Here is a 22,168-nt window from a genome sequence, read left to right as displayed (position 1 = left end):
AAGGCGCATGGCTATGGAAGTCAGGGATCTGGCAATTGCTCAAATCGTTGTCTTATGTGGCGGAAATCCTGATATTTACTTCAAAACATAAAGAAATGGTCGGAATTTCTTCCGACCATGACTAGCCCCAAGGCCCCTTTCCATAAAATTATCTACAGTGATTTACAAACTCACCCCACGTTTCCACGGAATGAAATCATCCTGATGCAGTTGCTCAGCTTTCGTATATACTTCACCGCTGGCAGCCTGGATCACATATTCCAGGATCTGCTCACCCATTTCTGCAATGGAGTGCTGACCACTGATGATAGAACCGGTGTCGATATCGATGATATCAGGCATGCGGGTAGCCAGTTTGGTATTGGTGGCCAGTTTTACTACCGGGGCAATCGGGTTGCCGGTAGGGGTGCCTAAGCCGGTGGTAAACAGTACGATATTAGCGCCGGAACCTACTTCTGCAGAGGTGGACTCCACATCGTTGCCCGGTGTGCAGAGCAGGTTTAAGCCTGGTTTGGTTACATATTCAGTATAGTCGAGTACATCGGTTACCGGGGAGGTGCCGCCTTTTTTAGCAGCGCCTGCGGACTTGATAGCGTCGGTGATGAGGCCATCCTTGATGTTACCCGGGGAGGGGTTCATATAAAAGCCGGAGCCTACAGATTGTGCCTGGTTTTCGTACGCACGCATGATGCGGATGAATTTCTCAGATGTATATTCCGTGGTACAGCGGTTAATCAGTTCCTGCTCTACGCCGCAGAGTTCCGGGAACTCGGACAGGATGGAGGTACCACCAAGTGCAACCAGCAGGTCGGAAGTATGGCCCACTGCCGGATTGGCGGAGATGCCGGAGAAACCATCGGAGCCGCCGCATTCCAGGCCTATCACCAGTTTGGAGAGTGGTGCAGGCTGGCGGGTAACTTTGTTGGCTTCCACCATTGCGAGGAAAGTATCTTTAATGGCAGAAGAGAGCATATTGAATTCGGAAGAACTCTTTTGCTGCTCATATACCAGGATTGGCTTGTTGAAATCAGGATTCAGCTTTTTCAGTGATTCCTGCAGGATGCTTACCTGTGCGTGCTGACAGCCGAGGCTCAGCACTGTTGCTCCTGCCACGTTTGGATGGTGAATGTAGCCTGCCAGCAATGCGCAAAGAGCATCTGAATCCTGGCGGGTACCCCCACAACCACCTTCGTGGGTGAGGAATTTAATACCGTCTATATTAGGGAAAATGGTGCTGCGACTGTTTGTGTCTGCTGATTTACCTGCTTCATAATTTTTAATCGCATTCAGGTCCCCTTTTTTATAAAGGGCTACCAGGTCGGTCACCTGCTCATTGTAAACCTCTGCAGGCGCAAATCCCAGCCCTTTTTCGAAGGCGGTTTTGATGACGCTTACATTCCTGTTTTCACAGAATACCAATGGTATAACCAACCAGTAATTACGGGTGCCTACCTGGCCATCCTGGCGGTGGTAGCCCATAAAGGTCCGGTCCTTCCACTGGCTTACGTCAGGAGCCTGCCATTGCTCGCTGCCATCTTTTTCATGAAAGGCGTTGGCGTCATGAATCACATTTTCTGTGGTCATCAGTCCGCCCTGCCTGATGGTGGTTACCGCTTTGGCTACCAGTACACCATACATGGTGATCGGGTCTCCACTCGTGACATCATTAATAAGGAATTTATGTTTGGCAGGCGTAAGCTGCAAGAGTTCTATGTTGTGGCCGTTGAAGGTGATCTTTGTTCCAGCCTGGAGGTCTTGTAATGCAACCAGCACGTTATCTGCCGGATGTATCTGTAAATAACTGTTCATAAAGGCTAAAGTATGAAGATTTGATGCGGGCTGGTAATACTATAATGTTAATCCCTGATGAAATTTTGACAAGTTGTAAAATCAGCTGAAATCTGTTACAGTGGCAAGTTACGAATGAATCAGGAAATGAGAAATAACAATTATGAGGGTTTAAATACCATTTGAAAAAAAGTTTATGCAAACGTTTGAACAATTATTACATTTAGATACTTTTATCGACCACGTTGACAACGGGACAATGAATTTTTAACAGTCCGGGCAGGCTGATACCATCTTTGGGGGAACATTTGCAACCAATTTTAGTACGCGAGCGATGCGGTGCCCGGAGCGCTTTTCTTATAGTAAACAACTAGCCCTATGAGGTTGAATCATTCTATATTCCACGTTGTGTTGGCTACAGGACTAAGCCTGGCCACACCCACCGTTACGGCACAGCAGAAAACTGCGCCGGCCAATTACCTGGAAAATGCCTGGAAACAGGCCGGTGGCGCAGCTGCCATCACCAATGCGGCTACCTGGCAACAACAGCTTAAACAGCGTATTGCCTCCCGGCTGGCAGCTATTGACGCGGCTACCCGCCAGGACATGATTGCCGATGCGGAGAAAGCCATGTCTTTTTCATGGCCTTCCATCACCGCGGAAGTATACCTGCAATTCAGGGATAATGGCAATCGTATCAACTTTGAAAATATTCAGTTTGAGCGTCGTAAAGTGCTGGCCACGCTCATTGCCGGAGAGTTGGCAGAAAACAAGGGCCGCTTTATGCCACAGATCGTAAATGGCCTCTGGCTGATCCTGGAAGAAAGTACCTGGGTACTGCCTGCGCACATCGGTGCACAGAAGCAGGGCAGCAATCTGCCTGACCCGAACGAACAGGTGATCGATTTGTTTGCCGGTGAAACCGCTATGACGCTCTCCTGGGCCCAATTCCTGCTCCGCAGTGAGCTGGATAAATATTCCGTGATCGTGAATAAACGCATCGACTATGAGCTGGAAAAAAGGATTTATACCCCTTACCTCCAGCGCAACGATTTCTGGTGGATGGGCTTCAAAGGCGGACAGGTAAACAACTGGAACATCTGGATCAACTCCAACGTACTGAAAGCTGCATTGCTCAACCTCACGGACACGGATAAACGTAATCTGGTGATTGAAAAAAGCATCCGCAGTGCCGATAATTTCGTGAACGCTTACGCACCTGATGGTGGCTGTGATGAAGGTCCGAGCTACTGGGGACACGCAGGCGGCAAGCTCATTGAACTGCTGGACGATCTGAACAGCAGCAGTGGTGGTAAGCTGGATTTCAGTAACAATAAGCTGATGCATGCGATAGGTGCATACATCTATAAAATGCATGTGGACAGCAACCGGTTTGTCAACTTCGCAGATGCTTCGGCACGCAGTGTGCCGCCTTCCCAGGATGTATTTATGTACGGCAAAATGTACAATGATGAGGAACTAAAGCAATTCGGCGCTTACCTCAATCAGCTGGAACGCCGTGGTGGCGATAATATCCGGATTTCCGCACTGGGAATTTTCGTGTATAAATTATTATTGGGAGATGAAATGCTGCGTACGAAAGCCGTAGCGCCATTCGCGGGTGTTAACTGGTTACCGGATTTACAGGTATTGTCGCTCCGCAGCAAGCCAGGCAGCAGCGCTGGACTGTTTTTTGCCGCACAGGGCGGACATAACGCCGAAAGTCACAACCACAATGATGTAGGCAATTTTGTGTTGTATATGAATGGTAAGCCTGCGGTGATTGATGTAGGTGTGGGTACTTATACGAAGCAAACCTTCAGCAAGGATCGTTACAAGCTGTGGTACATGCAGTCGCAATGGCACAACTGCCCTACCATTAACGGTGTGCAGCAGAAAGATGGCCGTGCTTTCCAGGCGAACCATGTACAGTTTACGCCGCAAAAAAGCGCTGATAAGCTACAGATGGATATAGCCGCTGCTTATCCGGCGGAAGCACAGGTGAACAAATGGCAGCGCACTTTCAATTTCATTCCCGGCAAACAGCGCCTGGAACTGACGGAGGCCTACGCACTGAAGGAGTGGAAAGAAGCCTTCCGGGATCATTTCATGACCTGCCTGCCGGTAGATGCCAGCAAAGCCGGAAAAATAGTGCTGTCAGCAAAAGAGGGAACGCTGGTGATTACCTACAACCCCGCTGAGTTTGCGGTGGAAACGGAGCAGCAGGAAATCGCAGATGGGCGCTTGTCGCCGGTATGGGGCAGCAGCGTAACGCGTATTACGCTGGTGTCGAAGGGGAAGAAGCTGACCGGTAGCCACAGCATTGCATTTGTGATGGAATAGCCCTGCAAGGCAAGAAAGTAATGCGCTACTTGTTGCAGAAAAGTAAGCTGGTCGCCTTATTGGATTTGTGATGGAATAGCCTTGCAAGGCAAGAAAATTACGAGCTACTATTGAACAAAAGTCAGCATTGGTCAATGAGTAAGGCTATAATAGCACACCTGCTACTGCATGAAAGCAGCATCAGAACATAACAAACCGGGAGATGCCACACCGTCGTCATATCGATGAAATAACGATTTAGCATGCGCTGGCATCTCCCTGTAAAAATATTTTTTAACACAGCCAAACACAGTGCTGACAAGCCTTTCCGATGAACAATGAAAAAAGGGCTTGGATTATTGCAAACGTTTGCATTAATTTAGAGTCTTGATAGACCGGCAACTGGTAACAATGCTAAAAACAATCAGGCCTTGGAAAGAAGAAACTTTATCAGGATGGCCCCGTTAGCCGGACTCGCGGGAATGATACCATCGGCGGCATTTGCATCAGCCACCACCACGCAAGAGAACAATTCCACAGCTGCACTTACCGACCGTGCGTACCACGTTCAGCTATTACAGAAAATTGTTGCTCCCGTTGTGGAAAACATGAGCAGGGGTACCCTGAAGAAAAACATGCCGAAAGAAAAAGGTCCGGGATATGGGCTGGCACTGGAAAAAGTGACCTACCTGGAAGCTTTTGGCAGATGTATTTCAGGCATGGCACCATGGCTGGCATTACCGGACGATGCTACCGCAGAAGGTAAGCTGAGAAAGCAACTGCGCGAGCAGGTGCTGCAAGGCATTGTGAATGGCGTAAATCCGGCATCGCCCGACTACCTGAATTTCCGGGAAGAAGGGCAGCCATTGGTTGATGCAGCATACCTGTGCCAGACATTTATGCGCGCACCAAAGGCTTTGTGGGAGCCGCTGGACAGCAAAACCAAACAAAATATAGTTACCGAACTCAAAGAGCTGCGCCGTATAAGGCCGGCTTATAACAACTGGCTCCTGTTTGCAGGCATGGTGGAAGCCTTTCTGTTGTCGATCCATGAAGAGTATGAACCGCTGCGCACGATGATTGCCACGCAGAAAATGAAAGAGTGGTATGCAGGAGATGGTTTTTATGCGGACGGGCCGCAGTTTTCACTCGACTACTACAACGGATACGTGATACACCCTATGTTCACGGATATGTTGAAAGTACTGATGGACAACCAGCAGGGTACCAAAGCAGATTATGATCAGGCCATGAAACGTATGCAGCGCTTCGCTGAACTGCAGGAACGCATGATTGCTCCTGATGGTACTTATCCTGCTTTGGGACGATCTATGACCTATCGTACGGCTGCCTTTCAGCCTCTCGTACAGCTGGCATTAATGCATCAGCTGCCGGAAGGAGTGGAGCCGGCTCAGGTGCGCTGTGCCATGACCGCCATCATGAAACGCATCTTTGAAATGGAAGGCACCTTCGATAAACAAGGGTGGCTGCAACTGGGTATAGCAGGCCATCAGCCGGAAGTAGCGGACGTATATACCTCTACCGGCAGCCTTTATATCTGCACCAACGGCTTCCTCGCATTGGGGCTGCCTGCGGAAGATCCTTTCTGGAGCGCACCTCCCGCTGAATGGACCGCGCAGAAAGTATGGAGTGGAAAACCCGTGAAAAAAGATTATCACGTGACCTATTAATTTAAAAACTAACTAAGCGTTACAGTATATGGGCAAAAATTATGAATCCCGTTATGCAAGCAGTCCTGCCGAAGTAAAGCAGATGAACACTGCGCAGTTGAGAGAAGCCTTTCTTATTGAAAAAGTATTTGCTGCTGACCAGATCAACTGGGTGCACACACATTACGACCGCTACCTCACCGGTGGCGCTATGCCTGTTAAAGGCGCCATGAAACTGGAAGTGATAGACCTGCTGAAAGCCGATTATTTCCTGGAACGCAGAGAGCTGGGAATGATCAACGTAGGCGGCGATGGTACGGTAGAAGCAGATGGCGTAAAATACGAGATTGCCTTCAAAGAAGCACTCTACATCGGTAAAGGCACTAAGGAAGTTACTTTCCATAGCAAAGATGCCGCAAATCCGGCTAAATTTTACCTGAACTCCACGCCGGCGCATCATACCTATCCAACAAAGAAAGTTTCAAAAAATGAAGCTGAAATTGTTACTTTAGGAGCACTGGAAACTTCCAATCACCGTACCATCAACAAACTGCTGGTAAACTCCGTACTGGAAACCTGCCAGCTGCAAATGGGTATGACAGAACTGAAGCCAGGCAGCGTGTGGAATACTATGCCGGCACATACGCACGACAGAAGAATGGAAGTTTACTTCTACTTTGAAGTACCGGAAGCACAGAGTGTATGCCACTTTATGGGTCAGCCGCAGGAAACCCGCCACATCTGGATGCAAAACGAACAGGCGATTATTTCTCCGCCATGGTCCGTTCACTCCGGTGCAGGCACCAGCAACTATACCTTCATCTGGGGTATGGCCGGCGAAAACCTCGACTACGGCGATATGGACCACTGCAAAATCAATGAGCTACGTTAGTAACTGATATAATCCGTAATCATGATGAAAAATATACTGAAGGTGAGTCTCGCGGGACTTACCTTATTCCACGCATCCGCCGCTATGGCGCTGCCGGTGGGCGACTCCTCTCTGTCGGCCCCGTCAGTAATTGCCCAAATGGAGAAAGTAGGCACATGGCAATGGAATAAACTTGATACCAAAGGGTTTGCTTACGGCCGAACCAACTGGACCAACGGTGCCTTGTATACAGGCATGTTCAAACTGGCACAGGTATCCGAGAATCCCTCCTATATCCGCCACCTGGTACAGGTAGGAGTGGAAAGTGACTGGAATACCGGGCAAGACCGCTTCCACGCCGATGACTACTGCGTAGGCCAGCTCTATTCCCAACTCTACTCCATCTACAAAGATCCGGTAATGATTGAACGCTGGCGCAAGCTGGCCGATACCATCGTGGCCCAGCCACATACCGAATCACTGGAATGGGTAAACGGTATCGCACACCGCGAATGGGCCTGGTGTGATGCCCTGTTCATGGCTCCTCCCGCACTGGGATACCTGAGCACCGCCACCAACGACCCGAAATATCTGCAAACTGCCGATAAACTGTGGTGGAAAACAACTGATTTTCTCTATAGTAAAGAAGATAGCCTCTACTACCGCGATGCCACCTTCTTCAATAAAAAGGAAGCCAACGGCGCCCGCATGTTCTGGAGTCGCGGTAACGGCTGGGTAATCGGTGGCCTCGCACGCCTGCTCGATAATATGCCGGCTAACTACGCCAACAGAGCAAAATTTACGGAGCTGTTTAAACAAATGGCTTATAAGGTAGCACGCCTGCAAACCAGCGATGGTACCTGGCATGCGAGCCTGCTCGATCCAGCCAGCTACCCCTCCAAAGAAACAAGTGGTACCGGTTTTTACGTGTATGCGTTAACGTGGGGAGTGAACAACGGTATCCTGCCGGAGAAAGAATTTTTACCAGTCATCAAAAAAGGCTGGGAAGCCCTGGTAAGCTGCGTGCAGCCAGGTGGTAAACTCGGCTTTGTCCAGGAAATTGGTGCAGCCCCCGGCAAAACCACTGCGGACGATACAGAAGTATACGGCGTAGGTGCGTTTCTGTTAGCAGGCGCTGAGCTGATTAAACTGGATATCAGTCACCAACAGGGTGTGGCCATTCAAATGACTAACAGCACTGGTGTTAACCGCCCGGGTGAGTTAGTGGAGATAGCCATGTCCTCTTTTGCCAAAGCACAAGGAAAGGCTAAAACCTTCAAAGTGATCAATGCGGTGACCGGCAAAGAAATCCCGTACCAGCTGGTATCTAATGGTGCAAAAGCAGCATCTTCCATCCTGTTGCAGGTAAACGCCGCACCTGGTGCTACCGTGACCGCCTTTGTAAGAGAAGGTGAGCCGGCACCGGTTAAAGCTGCCGCCTACGGCAGATACGTGCCGGAACGTAAAGATGACTATGCCTGGGAAAACGACCGCATGGCCTATCGTATGTACGGCGCCGCACTGGAAAATACCCCGAAGGAAATGGCCTTTGGTATTGACGTATGGGCAAAACGTACCAATGAACTGGTGATCAATGAATGGTATAAAACCGATAACTATCACCACGACAACGGCCAGGGCCTCGACTACTACAGTGTTGGCCTCACGCTGGGTGCCGGCGACAACGCGCCTTACATCAAAGATTCCATCTACTTCCCTAAAAACTACCGTAAGTATAAAACACTGGAAAACGGTCCGCTGCGCACCACCTTCCAGCTGATATACGAAAGCTGGAACGCTGCCGGCACACCGGTGACTGTGACCAAAACCATCAGCCTGGACGCCGGTTCACAATTGAACCGTATGTCGTACCAGTACAGCTTCAAAGGCAAGGAAATGCCGGTAGTAACGGGCATCGTTAAACGTAAAGAAGCAGGCACCATCCTGCTCAACGAAAAAACCGGTGTAATGGGTTACTGGGAGCCGCAACATGGCGAAGATGGTACCCTTGGACTGGGAGCCGTATTTCCGGAAGCTAAGCCAGGCATGAAAACAGATAACGTACATTTGCTTACGCCAGGCGTAGCCACCAGCACTGCCCCTTATGTGTATTACATGGGTGCAGCCTGGAGCAAAGGCGGACGTTATACCAATGCAGCCGAATGGTTTAGCTACCTCGAGGATTTTGCAAAACGCGTGCAACATCCGATGGAAGTAAAAATTAAGTAATTCTTCAAATTAGAAATAATGTTTGAATTAAACGGAAAAGTAGCCCTGGTAACAGGTTGCAAACGTGGTATCGGTATGGCGATGGCAGTGGCACTGGCAAAGGCCGGTGCAGACATCATCGGCGTATCTGCCTCACTGGAACTGAGTGGCAGTGAAGTGGAGAAAGCAGTGACTGCATTAGGCAGGCGTTTCAAAGCTTATCAGTGCGACTTTGCAGACAGAGATTCCCTGTATGCCTTCATCAGGCAAGTGCAGAAAGACGAGCCGGTAATTGATATCCTGGTAAACAACGCAGGTACCATCATGCGTAAGCCTGCAGCTGAGCATCCGGATGAATACTGGGATACCGTAATCAACACCAACCTGAACGCACAGTTCATCCTCACCCGCGAAATCGGTAAAACGATGATTGAAAGAGGCAGCGGAAAAGTGATATTCACCGCTTCCCTGCTCACTTTCCAGGGAGGTATCAACGTACCAGGCTATGCAGCCAGCAAAGGTGCCGTTGGTTCACTGGTGAAAGCATTCGCCAATGAATGGGCATCCAAAGGGGTGAACGTAAACGCTATTGCACCGGGGTATATCGCTACCGATAACACCGCCGCACTGCGCGCCGATCAGCAACGCAGCACCTCCATCCTCGACCGCATACCTGCGGGCCGCTGGGGTGAGCCGGAAGATTTTGAAGGACCTATCGTATTCCTTGCTTCTAAAGCATCAGACTATGTGCACGGAACTATCCTGACCGTAGATGGTGGCTGGATGGGCAGATAACATACTATCATTGCAGGAAAAGCCATATAAATTCCATGAGTAAACGAACAGAAAAAACGATTGTAGATATTGCGGAAGAACTGCAACTCTCAGTTTCCACAGTATCCAGGGCGCTGAACGACCATCCTAACATCAGCGCACGTACGAAAGAACGTGTGAAAAAGGTGGCCAAAAAAATAGGATATCGTCCGAATGCACTCGCTGCAGGTTTGCGTAATAACAAAAGCAAAACCATCGGCCTGATAGTGCCCAGAATTTCTATGTTTTTTCCTGCAACGATCAGTACCATCATTCAGAATAAATTACAGGAATTCGGTTATAACCTGATCATCTGCCAGTCAAACGATTCCTACGACCAGGAAGTAGCCTTGGCGAATACTTTGTATTCCGCAAGGGTGGACGGACTGGTGGTGTCCACCACACTATACACCACTGATTTCTCGCACTTTGATATCTTCCGTAATAATAACATTCCCCTGGTGTTTTTTGACCGGGTGCCAAAGGATTATAACGTGAAGGTGATTAAGGGAGATGACTACCGTGGCGGTTATGTAGCCACCACGCACCTGGTAGAGAAGGGCTGTAAAGACATTGTGCATATCTCAGGACCGCTGACCTGTTGTTTATACAGCGATCGTGTGGCAGGTTACAAAGCAGCATTGCAGGAGCATGGGTTAACGTCTAAAAAGAACCGTATTTTTTACCAGGAACTGACGCGTGAAAACGCCTGGCAGACCTGCGAAAAAATATTCGGACATCAACCCTATCCGGATGGCATCTTTGCCTCCAACGATACTACTGCAATTACCATCGTCGAATATTGCAGAAAGATGAACCTGCGCGTACCGGAAGATGTGAAAATCGTTGGCTACTCCAATGATCCCCGCACAGAAATCGTGACGCCGCCAATATCTTCTATCGACCAATATCCCGCCATGATGGGTGAGCGGGTGGTAGCTGTACTGATGGAACTGATCAACGGCCGCCAGAGCGCTGAACCACGATATTCACAGGAGATAATTCCTATCCAGCTGATAGAGCGGCAATCCAGCGCCGGAAAGTCAAAAACGGGCAAAAAGAAATTGACTTTATCTTAACTCAGACGTATATACGAAATCATGAAAAGAAAGCTTATTATTCCATTATTACTGTCAGCATTGTGTTTGCAATCGTATGCACAAGTTGGCAAGGCCAACAAGGACCTGCTGAAAAAAGCAGATGAATCCTTACAGTTTGCCGCCCGTCAGTACAAACTGATGGCCAAACATTTACCTGATTCTGTATTGCCAAAAACAACGAATTCAAAAACAGGTGCATTGGCAACTTCCGGCAGTGGCTGGTGGTGCTCCGGATTTTACCCCGGTGTAAACTGGTACCTGTTTGAATACACGAAAGATCAGGCCTTCAAAGATGAGGCGCTGAAACGTCAGGCACTGGTAGAGAAAGAAAAAAATAACAAAGGAACACATGACCTCGGGTTTATGATGTTCTGTCCTTTTGGCAATGCATACCGTATTACCAAAGATCCGGCATATAAAGATGTGCTGCTCACCAGCGCGGCCTCTTTATCCACCCGTTTCAATCCAACGGTAGGTTGTATTAAATCATGGGACCATGGCACCTGGAAGTTTCCGGTGATCATTGATAACATGATGAACCTGGAGCTGCTGACCTGGGCCAGCAAAAACGGCGGTGGTAAAAAGTTTGCAGAGATTGCTAAAACCCACGCCAACACTACCATGAAACATCATTTCCGTCCGGATTACAGCTCTTACCATGTAATTGATTACGATCCGGCTACAGGCGCGGTGTTGCAGAAAAAAACGCACCAGGGCCTGGCAGATAGCTCTGCATGGTCGCGCGGACAGGCATGGGGCCTCTATGGCTACACCATGATGTACCGTGAAACAAAAGATAAAAAATACCTGGCGCAGGCAAAACATATTGCGGACTACATTCTCAATAATCCACACATGCCGGCTGATCTGGTGCCTTACTGGGACTATGATGCGCCAAACATTCCAAATGCGCCACGTGATGCTTCTGCCGCAGCTGTTGCTGCCTCGGCATTGCTGGAGCTGAGCAAATACACCGACAAAGCTACCGGTAACCGCTACTGGGGTGCAGCTGAAACCATGCTGACCAGCCTCTGTAGCCCTGCTTACCTGGCAAAGGAAGGTGAAAACAACGACTTCATCCTGATGCATAGCACAGGGTCACTGCCTCATAACTCTGAGGTAGACGTTCCCCTGACGTATGCGGATTACTACTTTGTTGAGGCGCTTGTGCGCTACAAACAATGGGCTAAATAATATCTTAAAGGTAACGGGGTGGGGGTTTTCCTTCACCCCCTTTTTTGATTAAAAAATTCAACACTGTGAACAGAAGAAATTTCCTGCAAGCCATCCCCGTAGCGGGGTTGGCAGGCTCCTTAGGTACTGGTAACGGACTATTGAAAGAAGTAGCAGCCAATGCGGCGGCGAAGCCGGTATCCGACAGAGATTATAACGCCACTTTACTATATCGTATATCCCATCCTGTTATAGATGCACTGAGTCGCGGCCAGCTGAAACAGCAGATGCCGCGTGAAGTAGCGCCTCACTACGCCAAACCGGTAGATAAAGTGACCTACCTGGAGGCTTTTGGCCGTACCATTTCCGGCGTAGCTCCCTGGTTGGAATTAGGGGGAGATGATACTGCCGAGGGCAGGCAGCGTGCCGCGTTACTGCAAAAAGCTAAAGTGGCGATGCACCAGGCCACTGATCCTAACGGCGCCGACTATATGACGTTCAATAATAAGTTTGATGCACAACCCCTGGTAGACGGTGCTTTCCTCGCACTCGGCATTCTGAGGGCGCCTAATCAGCTGTGGGGGAACTTGCCTGCCGCTACGCGCCAGCAAGTGATCGACGCCCTGAAAGGACTGCGTGTAGCCAGAACGTTTAACAATAACTGGGTACTGTTTGCTGCCATGATTGAAGCGTTCCTGCTGCAGTTTGATGGCGGCTGGGATCGTAAGCCGGTGGATACCGCCATCAGCAAAATGATGGAATGGTATAAAGGTGACAGCATGTACGGCGATGGTTCCTCCTTCCATTACGATTACTACAATGGCTTTGTGATGCACCCGATGTTGGTGCAGGTGCTCAAAGTGCTGGTGGATAAAGGGGAAGGCAGCAAGGAACAATATGAGCTGGCATTAAAGCGCATGCAGCGCTATGGTGCCATCCAGGAGCGATTGATCATGCCTGACGGCGCATTTCCGGTAGTAGGCCGTTCTATGGCGTACCGTAGTGGGGCATTTCAACCGCTGGCGCAACTGGCGCTGGAAGATAAACTACCGGCAGAGGTTTCACAGGCACAGGTAAGAGGTGCATTAACGGCCATGCATAAACGTATTTTTAGTAACCCTGGTAACTTCGACAAGCAGGGCTGGTTGCAGATAGGTTTCTGCGGACATCAGCCGGAAATTGGCGATTATTATATTTCTACAGGTAGCTTATATCTTTGCACCAACAGTTTCCTGCCGCTGGGATTGCCAGCGCAGCATGCGTTCTGGACGGCGCCTGCCGCGGACTGGAGCGCCGTGAAAGCCTATGGAGGGCAGGGGCTTAAGGCTGATCATGCCATCGGAATATAATCATGGAGCAGCCAGTAATATGCCTGGCTCGGCAATAATATTTTGCAATACAGCAGGGGATGAGATATAACCAAATATCTCATCCCCTGCTTTTTTATACATGGGTGCTAAAGGTGCTAGCTCCCGGAAAAACCTGCAGGCATCAATATTTTCCGTGAGTGAGTAGTCGGCAGGAAGATATTTATTGGTGGGTATAAAGCTATACAGTCCTCCGTTGCTGCTCATAAAATGTGAGAGGATATAATCTGCACATCGGCGGGATACTACCAGTGCTGCTGCATTTGCTGTGACCTTATACAAGGAGTGCTGTGCTATGCCGGTATACAAAATATCACTAAGTGTCAGCGTTGTTTTAAAGGCCGTATCGTGCAAATAGCCACCATCCGGCGTTTTATAATAGTGTTCCAATTCCTTAAGAATGGTAGTCGCTTTTTGCAGATATACAGGGTTAGGGGCCGCTGTATACAGGTGTAAAAGTGCGGTAGCAAGTTGTGCGTTTTCTTTGGCGTAGCAGGTACTGTCTATCCTGGGAATCCCCTGCTGTAGTCGCTCGCTTGCATGTAGTTGAAAGTAATCACCGGCGTGTACGCCCTGAACAAGGTCTGCATCCTGAGAATTATAGTAGAGGCCGGAGGGACTGCACAGAAATTGATTGAGGTAGGAAAGGATATGCCTGGCTTGCAATAATGCGCTGCTATCCTTAGTGGTGGCATAGTAATCTGCATAAATTTTGATGTAACGTGCCTGAATGCTTAATATCTTTTCGAAATGAGGATAGTCCCATCCATTGCGTGTACTATATTGATATACGCCTCCCCACACGCTGTCATTTAGTTTATATGACTGTGGAATGGTAATCCGTAACCACCTGCGGAGTAGTGAATCAGTTTGGTACTGTTGCAGTGCATAGGCGATACCATCATATTCGAGGAAACGTTGTTGCATATCATATCCACCCTTTTTCATATCCAGGTAGGAGATGAAATTGTTACGTACGAAAGTGGCGGTAGCCGGAGACCATTTTTTTATTTTGTAGGGCTGGCTGGTAGTCCCTGATTTTGCTGGTGGCATGATGCGCGCTGCTGCATAAGCCTTTTGGAGTAGCGCCAGAAATGGCTCCGGAGCTTCATACCCGGCATTTTTCAGTATTTCCCTGCCATCTTCATAAAAAATAATAGTAGCAGGCCAGCCATAATCCTTGTAGCGTGCAAACAAGTCCGGACGCTTATCCTGATCCTCCCTTACCGTAATATAGTTTTCCGCCAGATACTTGCTGATCTGCGGGTTGTTGTAAGTAGAATCGTCCATTACATGACACCAATGGCACCAGCTGGCGCCAAGGTCCAATAATACTGGTTTATGTTCCAGTTGTGCCTGTTTGAAGATGTCAGCGGAAAAAGACTGCCAATGAATCTCCTGGGCCATCAGCGGCAAATTAGCAGCCGTAAATAATATGAAAAGTAACCAACGCATGTTATCATGTACGGGAGGCCGGTCATTTTGGTTCACCTCCATCTGAAATGATGGAGGTAACCAGATTTACAGCCAGGTAATCGGGAAACCGTGCAATGGCATCGCACCGTGGCAGCAATTTTAAGGGTGCAAGTATAGCACTGCTGCGAAATCCCGGCAGCGTAGCATTTATATCTCCCTAAACAAGAAAAGCCCACGCAGGAAATTTTTTGAGGCAAATGAATATATAAATAATTGTAAATAAGACTAATAATAAACTCCGCTATAGTTATCCCTCTTTATTTGTTTAAACTTTTATTAGGATATGAAATAATTTATTATTTTTATCGTATAACCTATTACGATAGTATAAAGCTTATTGAGATAAAGAAGTAATAACCAAAATCTGATTAAAGTATAATCGCACGTAAAACTGCCAATTTTTTGTTGTAACCAAATTTCATTGACTGCTTGTAAATGCTTAGAGGAAATGATCCTGATGCCAAATTGTGTCCTTGTGTTACTATTCATCTACAACGCTAAACCGATTTATTAACTGTATAACTTTCTACCTATAACATAGTAAGAGGAAATGCCAATGATGGTATAACGACTTTATTTATTCATTCAACCAAAATCTGAACTTCATGAGGAAACTATTACTCGTGGTGGCCAGCATGCTATTACTAGCATTTTCTGTAATGGCCCAGAATCAAACTGTTTCAGGTCGTGTCACTGACGAAACAGGTGGCAACCTGACAGGAGTAACTGTGAGTTTTCCGGGTGGTAAAACCGGGACAGTCACCAACGTTAAAGGGGAATTTACACTCACCATCCCCGCAGCAGTTAAGCAGTTACGTATTTCATTTGTAGGCTACGAAACCAAATTGGTAGCCATCACCGGCAGCAACGTTGGGGTGGTAACGTTAGGCCTCGACAGCAAAACAATTTCAGAGGTTGTTATCGTAGGTTACGGTACACAACGCAGAACAGAAGTAACAGGAAACATCGCCTCCGTGAGAGGAGGTGCAGTAGCTGAAATGCCTATCCAGAGCTTTGAAGCGGGATTAGGTGGCCGTGCTACCGGTGTGCAAATCACCGTTCCAAATGGTGTGGTAAATAACCCGCCGGTATTCCGTATCCGTGGTGTAAACTCCTTGTCACTGAGCGCATATCCGCTGATCATTATCGACGGTGTACCTACCTTCACCGGTGATCAGGGCGCAACCAGTGCACCACTCAATCCGCTGGCAAGTATTAACCCGAGCGACATCGCCAGTATCGATATCGCTAAAGATGCGGCTGCTACCGCCATCTATGGTAGCCGCGCAGCAAACGGTGTGGTATTTATTACCACCAAGAAAGGCAGAATGGGTAAAACCAGGTTTAACTACGACGGCTGGGTAGGCTGGAGTAAGCCTACACGCCTGCCTACACTACTTAATGCACAACAGTACATTGATATCAAAAACGAAGGATTAAAAAATGCGAATAACGCTGCCAGGTATAAAGCCAATCAGGATGCAAACGGCAATATGGTAGATGTGAACTGGCTGGATGTAGTTTATCGCGACAAAGCATTTTCACAAAGCCATAGCTTCAACGCTTCCGGCGCTACTGAAACTACCAGCTACTATTTTTCCGGTGGTTATACCAACCAGGAAGGTATCCTGAAACGTAACTCTTTTGGTCGTAAAAATCTGTTGTTTAACCTCGATCAGAAAATAGGAAAAGTACTTACCGTAGGTACTAAATTGTCCTACAGTAATGAGCAGAGTCTGATTTCCGGTTCCTCCGGATCACTGGAAGGAGAAGCCTTCAACTCCGGTGGTTTGGCCAGGCTGGGCTTTCTCACCTCACCTACTACTTCCCCATACAATAACGACGGCTCCTATAACGTAGACGGTGCGCAGATCGGCCGTCAAAACAACCCGGCACTGGCAGTAGGTATTTACAACCCTCAGGTATTGCTGGACCTGGACCACTCCAACACAGAAAACAATCACATTCAGGCAAACGTATACGGTGAGCTGAAACCATTCGACTGGTTAACGTTGAAAACCAACTACGGTATCGACTATCTGCTGATGAATAACGACATCTACCAGAACAACCAAAACGGTGATGGTTATGCCTCCAATGGTGATATCTTCAACATCTACACACAAGTTAAAAGATGGGTGTGGACCAACACCGCTGACCTGAATAAATCATTCGGTAAAAATAATATCGGATTGCTGCTCGGTCTGGAACAACAGCACGATGACTATCAGCGCTATGGTCTGGAAAGACAGAATCAGACAGATAATATGTTCAATACAATTCAGGGCGGCTGGCTGAGTGATTTCTCTACCGGTTTAAGCAGAGGTGAAAACTATCTTTACTCTGCCTTCTCCCGATTGAATTATAACTACGATGCAAAATATTTCCTGAGCGCCAACCTGCGTCAGGATCAATATTCAGCCTTGTCACCCGGTCATAAAAAAGGTACCTTCTACGGCTTTAGCGGTGGTTGGGAAATAGCGAAAGAAAAATTCTGGTCCGGTAGCGGCATCGGTAATGTGTTCAGCAATTTCAAAATCAGGGCAAGCTACGGTAAAGTAGGTAACATGGCAGGTTTGGGTAACTTCGACTTCATGTACCTCTACACCCCGCAGTTATTTGGCGGTGCCCCATCCATGTACTTCAGCCAGTCCGGTAACTCAGCACTGGGTTGGGAAGAAAGCAAGAAAACGGATGTGGGTATTAACTTCGGTATCTTAAAAGACCGTGTTAATTTTGAACTCGCTTATTACCACAACAATGTGGACGGCCTGATCCTGCGGATGTCATCCCCTCCAAGTTCCGGTTTACCTTCTACCATCCCGGTAAACGTTGGTTCCCTGTTCAATAAAGGTATAGAGGCATCTGTAAACGCTACAGTTATTGATCATGGTGGCTTTACCTGGACTTCTAACTTCAATTTCAGCTACAACAAAAATCAGATCACCTCTCTGCTGGATGGTGTGACTGAAATACCATACACTACCAGTGGTCTGGAACAAACTTCCATCAATAAAGTGGGCATGCCGGTAGGTATGATTTACGTGGTACGTTCTGCGGGTGTAAATCCGAAAAACGGTCGCCGTATGCTGATCAACAAAGACAACAAACAGGTGGAATATGATCCGTTAGCGAAGGCTTACTACGATATGGAAGGCAAGCCTGTGAGTGCAGTGAGCGTAACCTCTGCAGTGCCTTTTGCGAATACGAATCCAAAATATGTAGGTGGTTTCGAAAATACTTTTAGATACAAAGGATTTGAACTGAATGTAATGCTGACTTACCAGGCAGGTTTCTCCGTGTATTATGGCTCCAACGCGGGCTTGAGAGATCAGCGCTATTGGAATAACAGCACCGATGTACTGAACAGATGGCAGAAAGAAGGTGATGTAACCGACTTCCCTAAAATCTATTACGGTGATAACGTTTCCAACGGTTCTTCCTATGCTATTTCTGCCAACGTGTTTAAAGGAGATTTCGTGAAGCTCCGCAATGTTGGTTTGAGCTATAACATTCCTTCCGAAGTAGTGAAACGTGCGCATCTCAGCGGAGTACGCGTGTATGCACAGGCACAAAACCTGGCTATCTGGACTAAATATCCTGGTCCTGATCCGGAAGTATCTTCCAATGGTAACAGTCCATCCGGACAGGGTATTGACCGTAATACACTGGCCAACGGCAGAACTGTAACAGTAGGTGTTAATGTTAATTTCTAAACCGAATGAAGATGAAAAAAATCAGCATATATACACTGTTGCTGGCAATGGGGCTGGCTTCCTGCAGTAAAGATGATCTGCTTAATCCGATTCCTGCCGGTGATATGCCCGATTACGTGGCATTTCAGACTAAGGATCGTATAGCGAGTTTGAACAATGGGTTGTATACCCGCTTAAAAGACGGACGTTTTCTTGGAGGTAAATTTCAGATCGCCAATGAAGTACGTGCAGAAGATTATCAGAATGAATTGTCTAACAGCGTAACCTTTAACCTTACCTGGAGAAGAGGCGCCAGCAATGAAACGCAGGAGGTAAAAGAGATCTGGAACTATGGTTATCTCACCATCAATAATGCCAATCTTTTCATCGACGGTATGAATGCCGGCGGTGGTAGTAAAGTTGTTGGAGACGAGCTGGCCAAAGTTTATATCGGTGAAGCCAAATTTGTACGTGCACTTTCCTACTTTAGTCTGCTGCAGTTATACGCCCGCCCATACTGGGATGGCAATGGCAGCAAGGCCGGTTTGATTATTTATACCGAAGGTAATAAAGACAAAGGCTCTTACCAGAAAGCGAGGAGTACAGTGGCTGAAACCTATACACAGATCCTCAAGGATCTGGATGAAGCCGAAACAGCTTTGCCTAAATCAAGTGCCGGCTCAAGTACCGCAGTAACACATGCTAACTTTTACAGTGTGATCGCTTTAAAAATGCGTGTATACCTGCATATGGGCCAGTACGATAAAGTGGTGACCGAAGGTGCTAAAATTGTAAGCGCAGCGGCACCTTATGTATCTCCCGGTGGTCATGGCTTACAGGCGGATGTTACCAAAGTGTTTCAGGCGCCGTATACCACCAACGAGTCTATTTTCTCACTGCCTTTCACCAGTACGGTGGGTGACTTTCCGGGTACACAAACACAGCTCGGTTACTACTTTGCGCCAAATGATGGTCCGTATGGCGGTAATGGTGAGTACACACTTATCAGCACCGGTATTGTAAGCGATGCCGGCTGGAAAGCGGGCGATGCACGCCGTGCCATGGTGTATAATGACGGTGCGGATAACTATATGACCAAATTTGGTACACCTAGTCCGTATACTGACTGGGTACCGGTGTTGCGCTATGCGGAAGTACTGTTGAACCTGGCAGAAGCGAAAGCGCGGTTAGGTGCTGGTATTGATGCAGGTGCACTGGCGTTGCTGAATGCCATCAGGCATCGTTCTGATCCTACTACTACTTTTGTGGCCGGTGATTTTGCTGCCAAGCAAAATTTAATTGATGCCATCACAAAAGAAAAACATATTGAAATGCTGGGCGAAGGCTTCAGAGGAATGGAAGTAACCCGTTTGGGACTGCCATTTGTAGCCAGGGGTGGTATTGTAGCGATAGATCCTGCCGCTGCAAAATACATTTACCCGATATCTTCCGATGAGCTGGTGTATAACAAGCTTTGCGTGGATAACCAGTAAAATTTTTGTTTCCTCTTTGTAGCGGCGCGGCATTTTCCAATGCTGGTCTTATTCATAAGCAATAATGGAGTCCCTCCCTTCCCAAGGGGGGGACATTCCGTTTTAAGCAGCGCTTACAGGCTCTATAACCCTGTTGCAGGGCTTCTTGTTCATCCCCGAAAAAAACACGGTTCTCTGTTTTCATGCGTTTACCAGAGCTGCATTGCAGGGTCCCATATATTTTCAGTTTTTTATTGCCACCCAGGGTGATGGTGCCTGCCTGTATGAGTTGCAGGAGTTTTTTGCTGCGTGTGTAGGCGGTGGTGCCCAGTTGTTGGTGGTGTATCATAAATATTTTTCAGGGAGATGTGAGTGCTGCTCTGGCAAGGTATCGCGTGTAACCGTGTTTGTTAGTGAGCGGTAAGTGCCCGCCTGGTACCAGTAATACACGCGTATCAAACATCTTTTTCCGGGGAGATGTTAGCGGCCTCCCAGCCCAGTATCGCGTTTTTGCGGGTAGCACCCCAGTGGTAGCTGCCGGTTTCCCCGTTGGCTTTTATCACGCGGTGGCAGGGAATCAAAAAGGCCACCGGATTGCTGCCTATGGCGGTACCTACTGCGCGGGAAGCGTTAGGGTGATTTATTTTTTGCGCGATGTCCGAATAGGTGCTCACGGCTCCCAGCGGTATATGCAGCAGCGCATCCCAAACTTTCAGCTGAAAGGGGGTGCCTTTGAGGTGGAGCTTGATGTCGGATAAGCTGGCCCAGTCCTGCGTAAAAATATACAGGGCATGCTGTTGCATCAGATCCGTCATTTGCCTGAAAGTGGCTGCGGGAAAGGCTTGTACGAGTCCGGTAAGTGCGGCGGTTTCATCTTCCGCAAAAGCCATATAACAGATGCCTTTAGTGGTGCTGGCTACAATCACGTTGCCAAAAGGGCTTTCCGCGAAGCTGTAGTTGATTTGTAAAGCTTTTCCACCGTTTTTGTATTCGCCGGGTGTCATGCTTTCGATGTTGATAAACAGGTCGTGCAGGCGTCCGGTGCCGGAAAGCCCTGTTTCAAATGCCACATCCAGGAGGGTGGCCTGGTCCTGTTTGAGCAGGGATTTGGCGTAGTCGAGGGTGAGGAACTGCAGGAATTTTTTGGGAGATACGCCTGCCCATTCTGCAAACACCCTTTGGAAATGAAAAGGGCTAAGGTGTGCAGCAGCAGCTATTTCCCGTAGGTCCGGCTGTTCTTTGAAGTGGGTTTTAATGTAGTCGATGGCGATTGCCACTTTTTCATAATTGTCCATATCAATCACTTTTAACACAAAGGTAGTCGGGGTGACTTGACCGGTAAACCCGATAATTGCGCAGTTTATCTATATCATATTTTGTGATATGAGTTTTTTTTGTAGATTTCCAAAGATAAAGGAAGCTATTAATACCTAAAATTTCATGGTCATGAAAATCAAGAAGAGCATGGCTTTATTAGCCGCTGCCTTTGTGGCTGCCGGGGCGCTCTGCTCCCTGTCGCTGCCACAGCAAGCGGAGAAGCCAAAAAACCTGAAGGTGCTGCCTAAAAACATCAGTCATGAAGAGCTGATTGTGGTAATGCGCAACTTCAACAATGCCCTGGGGGTAAAGTGTGGATTTTGCCACGCGCCATCCAAGGATGATCCCAAACACATGGATTTCGCCAGTGACGAAAATCCGCACAAAGGAGTAGCACGCGATATGATGCGTATGACCAGCCGTATTAACAAGAAATTTTTCAAAGGTTCCGAGCCGATGACAGTTACCTGTTATACCTGTCACCACGGTAATGAAGAGCCAGTGAGCAAGCCTGCCGAAAAGGCACCACAGGCGGCGCCTGCCAGGTAAGTTTTTCCGGCCCTTTAGGGGGGGGACTAAAAAGTAAAATGAAGGCGCCGGGCGTCGCATGTATGCGGTTTTGTTTCCAGCACTTACCACTTTTAGTCAGCCTCAAAAAGCCCGTAGGGAGGGCATTTCAGTGTCCTTCCTGCGGCCTCCGGTATCCAAGCCCAGTTTTAACACCGCGAATACACGAAATCACGTATCTTTGCATCTGTCTTTTGAGATAATAGCATACAACCTGAAAAACTTGCTCTCCTCATTGGTCATCTGTACAGGATTTTTTACCTGTAACGTATTCATAACAGACCAGATAAACTTTCACATTATTTGTAATAGCTAATCCGGTCAACCCC

General features: G+C 48.0%; 15 protein-coding genes. 11 read left to right on the top strand and 4 right to left on the bottom strand.

The window, feature by feature from the left end:
- Positions 1–162: 162 nt before the first annotated feature.
- A complete protein-coding gene (locus tag KW844_RS28355; protein ID WP_218380146.1) occupies positions 163–1,809 on the bottom strand; it encodes a UxaA family hydrolase in 1,647 nt (548 codons plus the stop codon).
- Positions 1,810–2,166: 357 nt separating this feature from the next.
- Here KW844_RS28355 and KW844_RS28350 point away from each other — a divergent pair, with 357 nt between their 5' ends.
- The 8 genes from KW844_RS28350 (at position 2,167) to KW844_RS28315 (ending at position 13,294) form a co-directional block, all read left to right on the top strand.
- Positions 2,167–4,131 carry a heparinase II/III family protein gene (locus KW844_RS28350; RefSeq protein WP_218380145.1) on the top strand — a complete coding sequence of 655 codons (1,965 nt, stop codon included), beginning with the start codon at positions 2,167–2,169 and terminating at the stop codon, positions 4,129–4,131.
- 410 nt (positions 4,132–4,541) lie between these two features.
- Complete coding sequence (locus KW844_RS28345; protein WP_255578678.1) at positions 4,542–5,801, top strand: DUF2264 domain-containing protein; 1,260 nt, start codon at positions 4,542–4,544, stop codon at positions 5,799–5,801.
- A 28-nt stretch (positions 5,802–5,829) separates the two neighbouring features.
- The gene (kduI, locus tag KW844_RS28340) at positions 5,830–6,672 is read left to right on the top strand and encodes a 5-dehydro-4-deoxy-D-glucuronate isomerase (protein WP_218380144.1); all 843 of its coding nucleotides are present in this window, start codon (positions 5,830–5,832) and stop codon (positions 6,670–6,672) included.
- Positions 6,673–6,693: 21 nt separating this feature from the next.
- Entirely contained in the window at positions 6,694–8,880 is a 2,187-nt protein-coding gene (locus KW844_RS28335; RefSeq protein ID WP_218380143.1) for a DUF4861 family protein, read from the top strand.
- A gap of 18 nt (positions 8,881–8,898) precedes the next feature.
- Positions 8,899–9,654 (top strand): 2-dehydro-3-deoxy-D-gluconate 5-dehydrogenase KduD, encoded by a 756-nt coding sequence (kduD, locus tag KW844_RS28330; RefSeq protein ID WP_218380142.1) that lies wholly within the window; start codon positions 8,899–8,901, stop codon positions 9,652–9,654.
- A gap of 35 nt (positions 9,655–9,689) precedes the next feature.
- Positions 9,690–10,751, top strand: a complete 1,062-nt coding sequence (locus KW844_RS28325; protein WP_218380141.1) for a LacI family DNA-binding transcriptional regulator — start codon at positions 9,690–9,692, stop codon at positions 10,749–10,751.
- Between the two features lie 21 nt (positions 10,752–10,772).
- Positions 10,773–11,966 carry a glycoside hydrolase family 88 protein gene (locus KW844_RS28320; RefSeq protein ID WP_218380140.1) on the top strand — a complete coding sequence of 398 codons (1,194 nt, stop codon included), beginning with the start codon at positions 10,773–10,775 and terminating at the stop codon, positions 11,964–11,966.
- A gap of 65 nt (positions 11,967–12,031) precedes the next feature.
- Positions 12,032–13,294: a DUF2264 domain-containing protein gene (locus tag KW844_RS28315; protein ID WP_218380139.1), complete on the top strand. Its 1,263-nt coding sequence runs from the start codon at positions 12,032–12,034 to the stop codon at positions 13,292–13,294.
- Here KW844_RS28315 and KW844_RS28310 read toward each other — a convergent pair whose 3' ends face one another.
- Positions 13,295–14,767 carry a DUF255 domain-containing protein gene (locus tag KW844_RS28310; protein ID WP_218380138.1) on the bottom strand — a complete coding sequence of 491 codons (1,473 nt, stop codon included), beginning with the start codon at positions 14,765–14,767 and terminating at the stop codon, positions 13,295–13,297.
- Positions 14,768–15,393: 626 nt separating this feature from the next.
- Here KW844_RS28310 and KW844_RS28305 point away from each other — a divergent pair.
- Positions 15,394–18,504, top strand: a complete 3,111-nt coding sequence (locus KW844_RS28305; protein ID WP_218380137.1) for a SusC/RagA family TonB-linked outer membrane protein — start codon at positions 15,394–15,396, stop codon at positions 18,502–18,504.
- An 11-nt stretch (positions 18,505–18,515) separates the two neighbouring features.
- The gene (locus KW844_RS28300) at positions 18,516–19,976 is read left to right on the top strand and encodes a RagB/SusD family nutrient uptake outer membrane protein (RefSeq protein WP_218380136.1); all 1,461 of its coding nucleotides are present in this window, start codon (positions 18,516–18,518) and stop codon (positions 19,974–19,976) included.
- A 52-nt stretch (positions 19,977–20,028) separates the two neighbouring features.
- Here KW844_RS28300 and KW844_RS28295 read toward each other — a convergent pair whose 3' ends face one another.
- A complete protein-coding gene (locus KW844_RS28295) occupies positions 20,029–20,304 on the bottom strand; it encodes an Ada metal-binding domain-containing protein (protein ID WP_218380135.1) in 276 nt (91 codons plus the stop codon).
- Between the two features lie 106 nt (positions 20,305–20,410).
- A complete protein-coding gene (locus KW844_RS29325) occupies positions 20,411–21,250 on the bottom strand; it encodes a methylated-DNA--[protein]-cysteine S-methyltransferase (RefSeq protein WP_218380134.1) in 840 nt (279 codons plus the stop codon).
- A 151-nt stretch (positions 21,251–21,401) separates the two neighbouring features.
- On the opposite strand from KW844_RS29325, the gene KW844_RS28285 reads away from it, so the two are divergent.
- Positions 21,402–21,821, top strand: coding sequence for a c-type cytochrome (locus KW844_RS28285; protein ID WP_218380133.1), 420 nt, complete (start codon positions 21,402–21,404; stop codon positions 21,819–21,821).
- Positions 21,822–22,168 lie beyond the last annotated feature (347 nt).

Source organism: Chitinophaga sp. sic0106 (genome assembly GCF_019219075.1).
Taxonomy (GTDB): Bacteria; Bacteroidota; Bacteroidia; order Chitinophagales; family Chitinophagaceae; genus Chitinophaga.
This window is presented reverse-complemented; position numbering and strand designations above follow the sequence as displayed.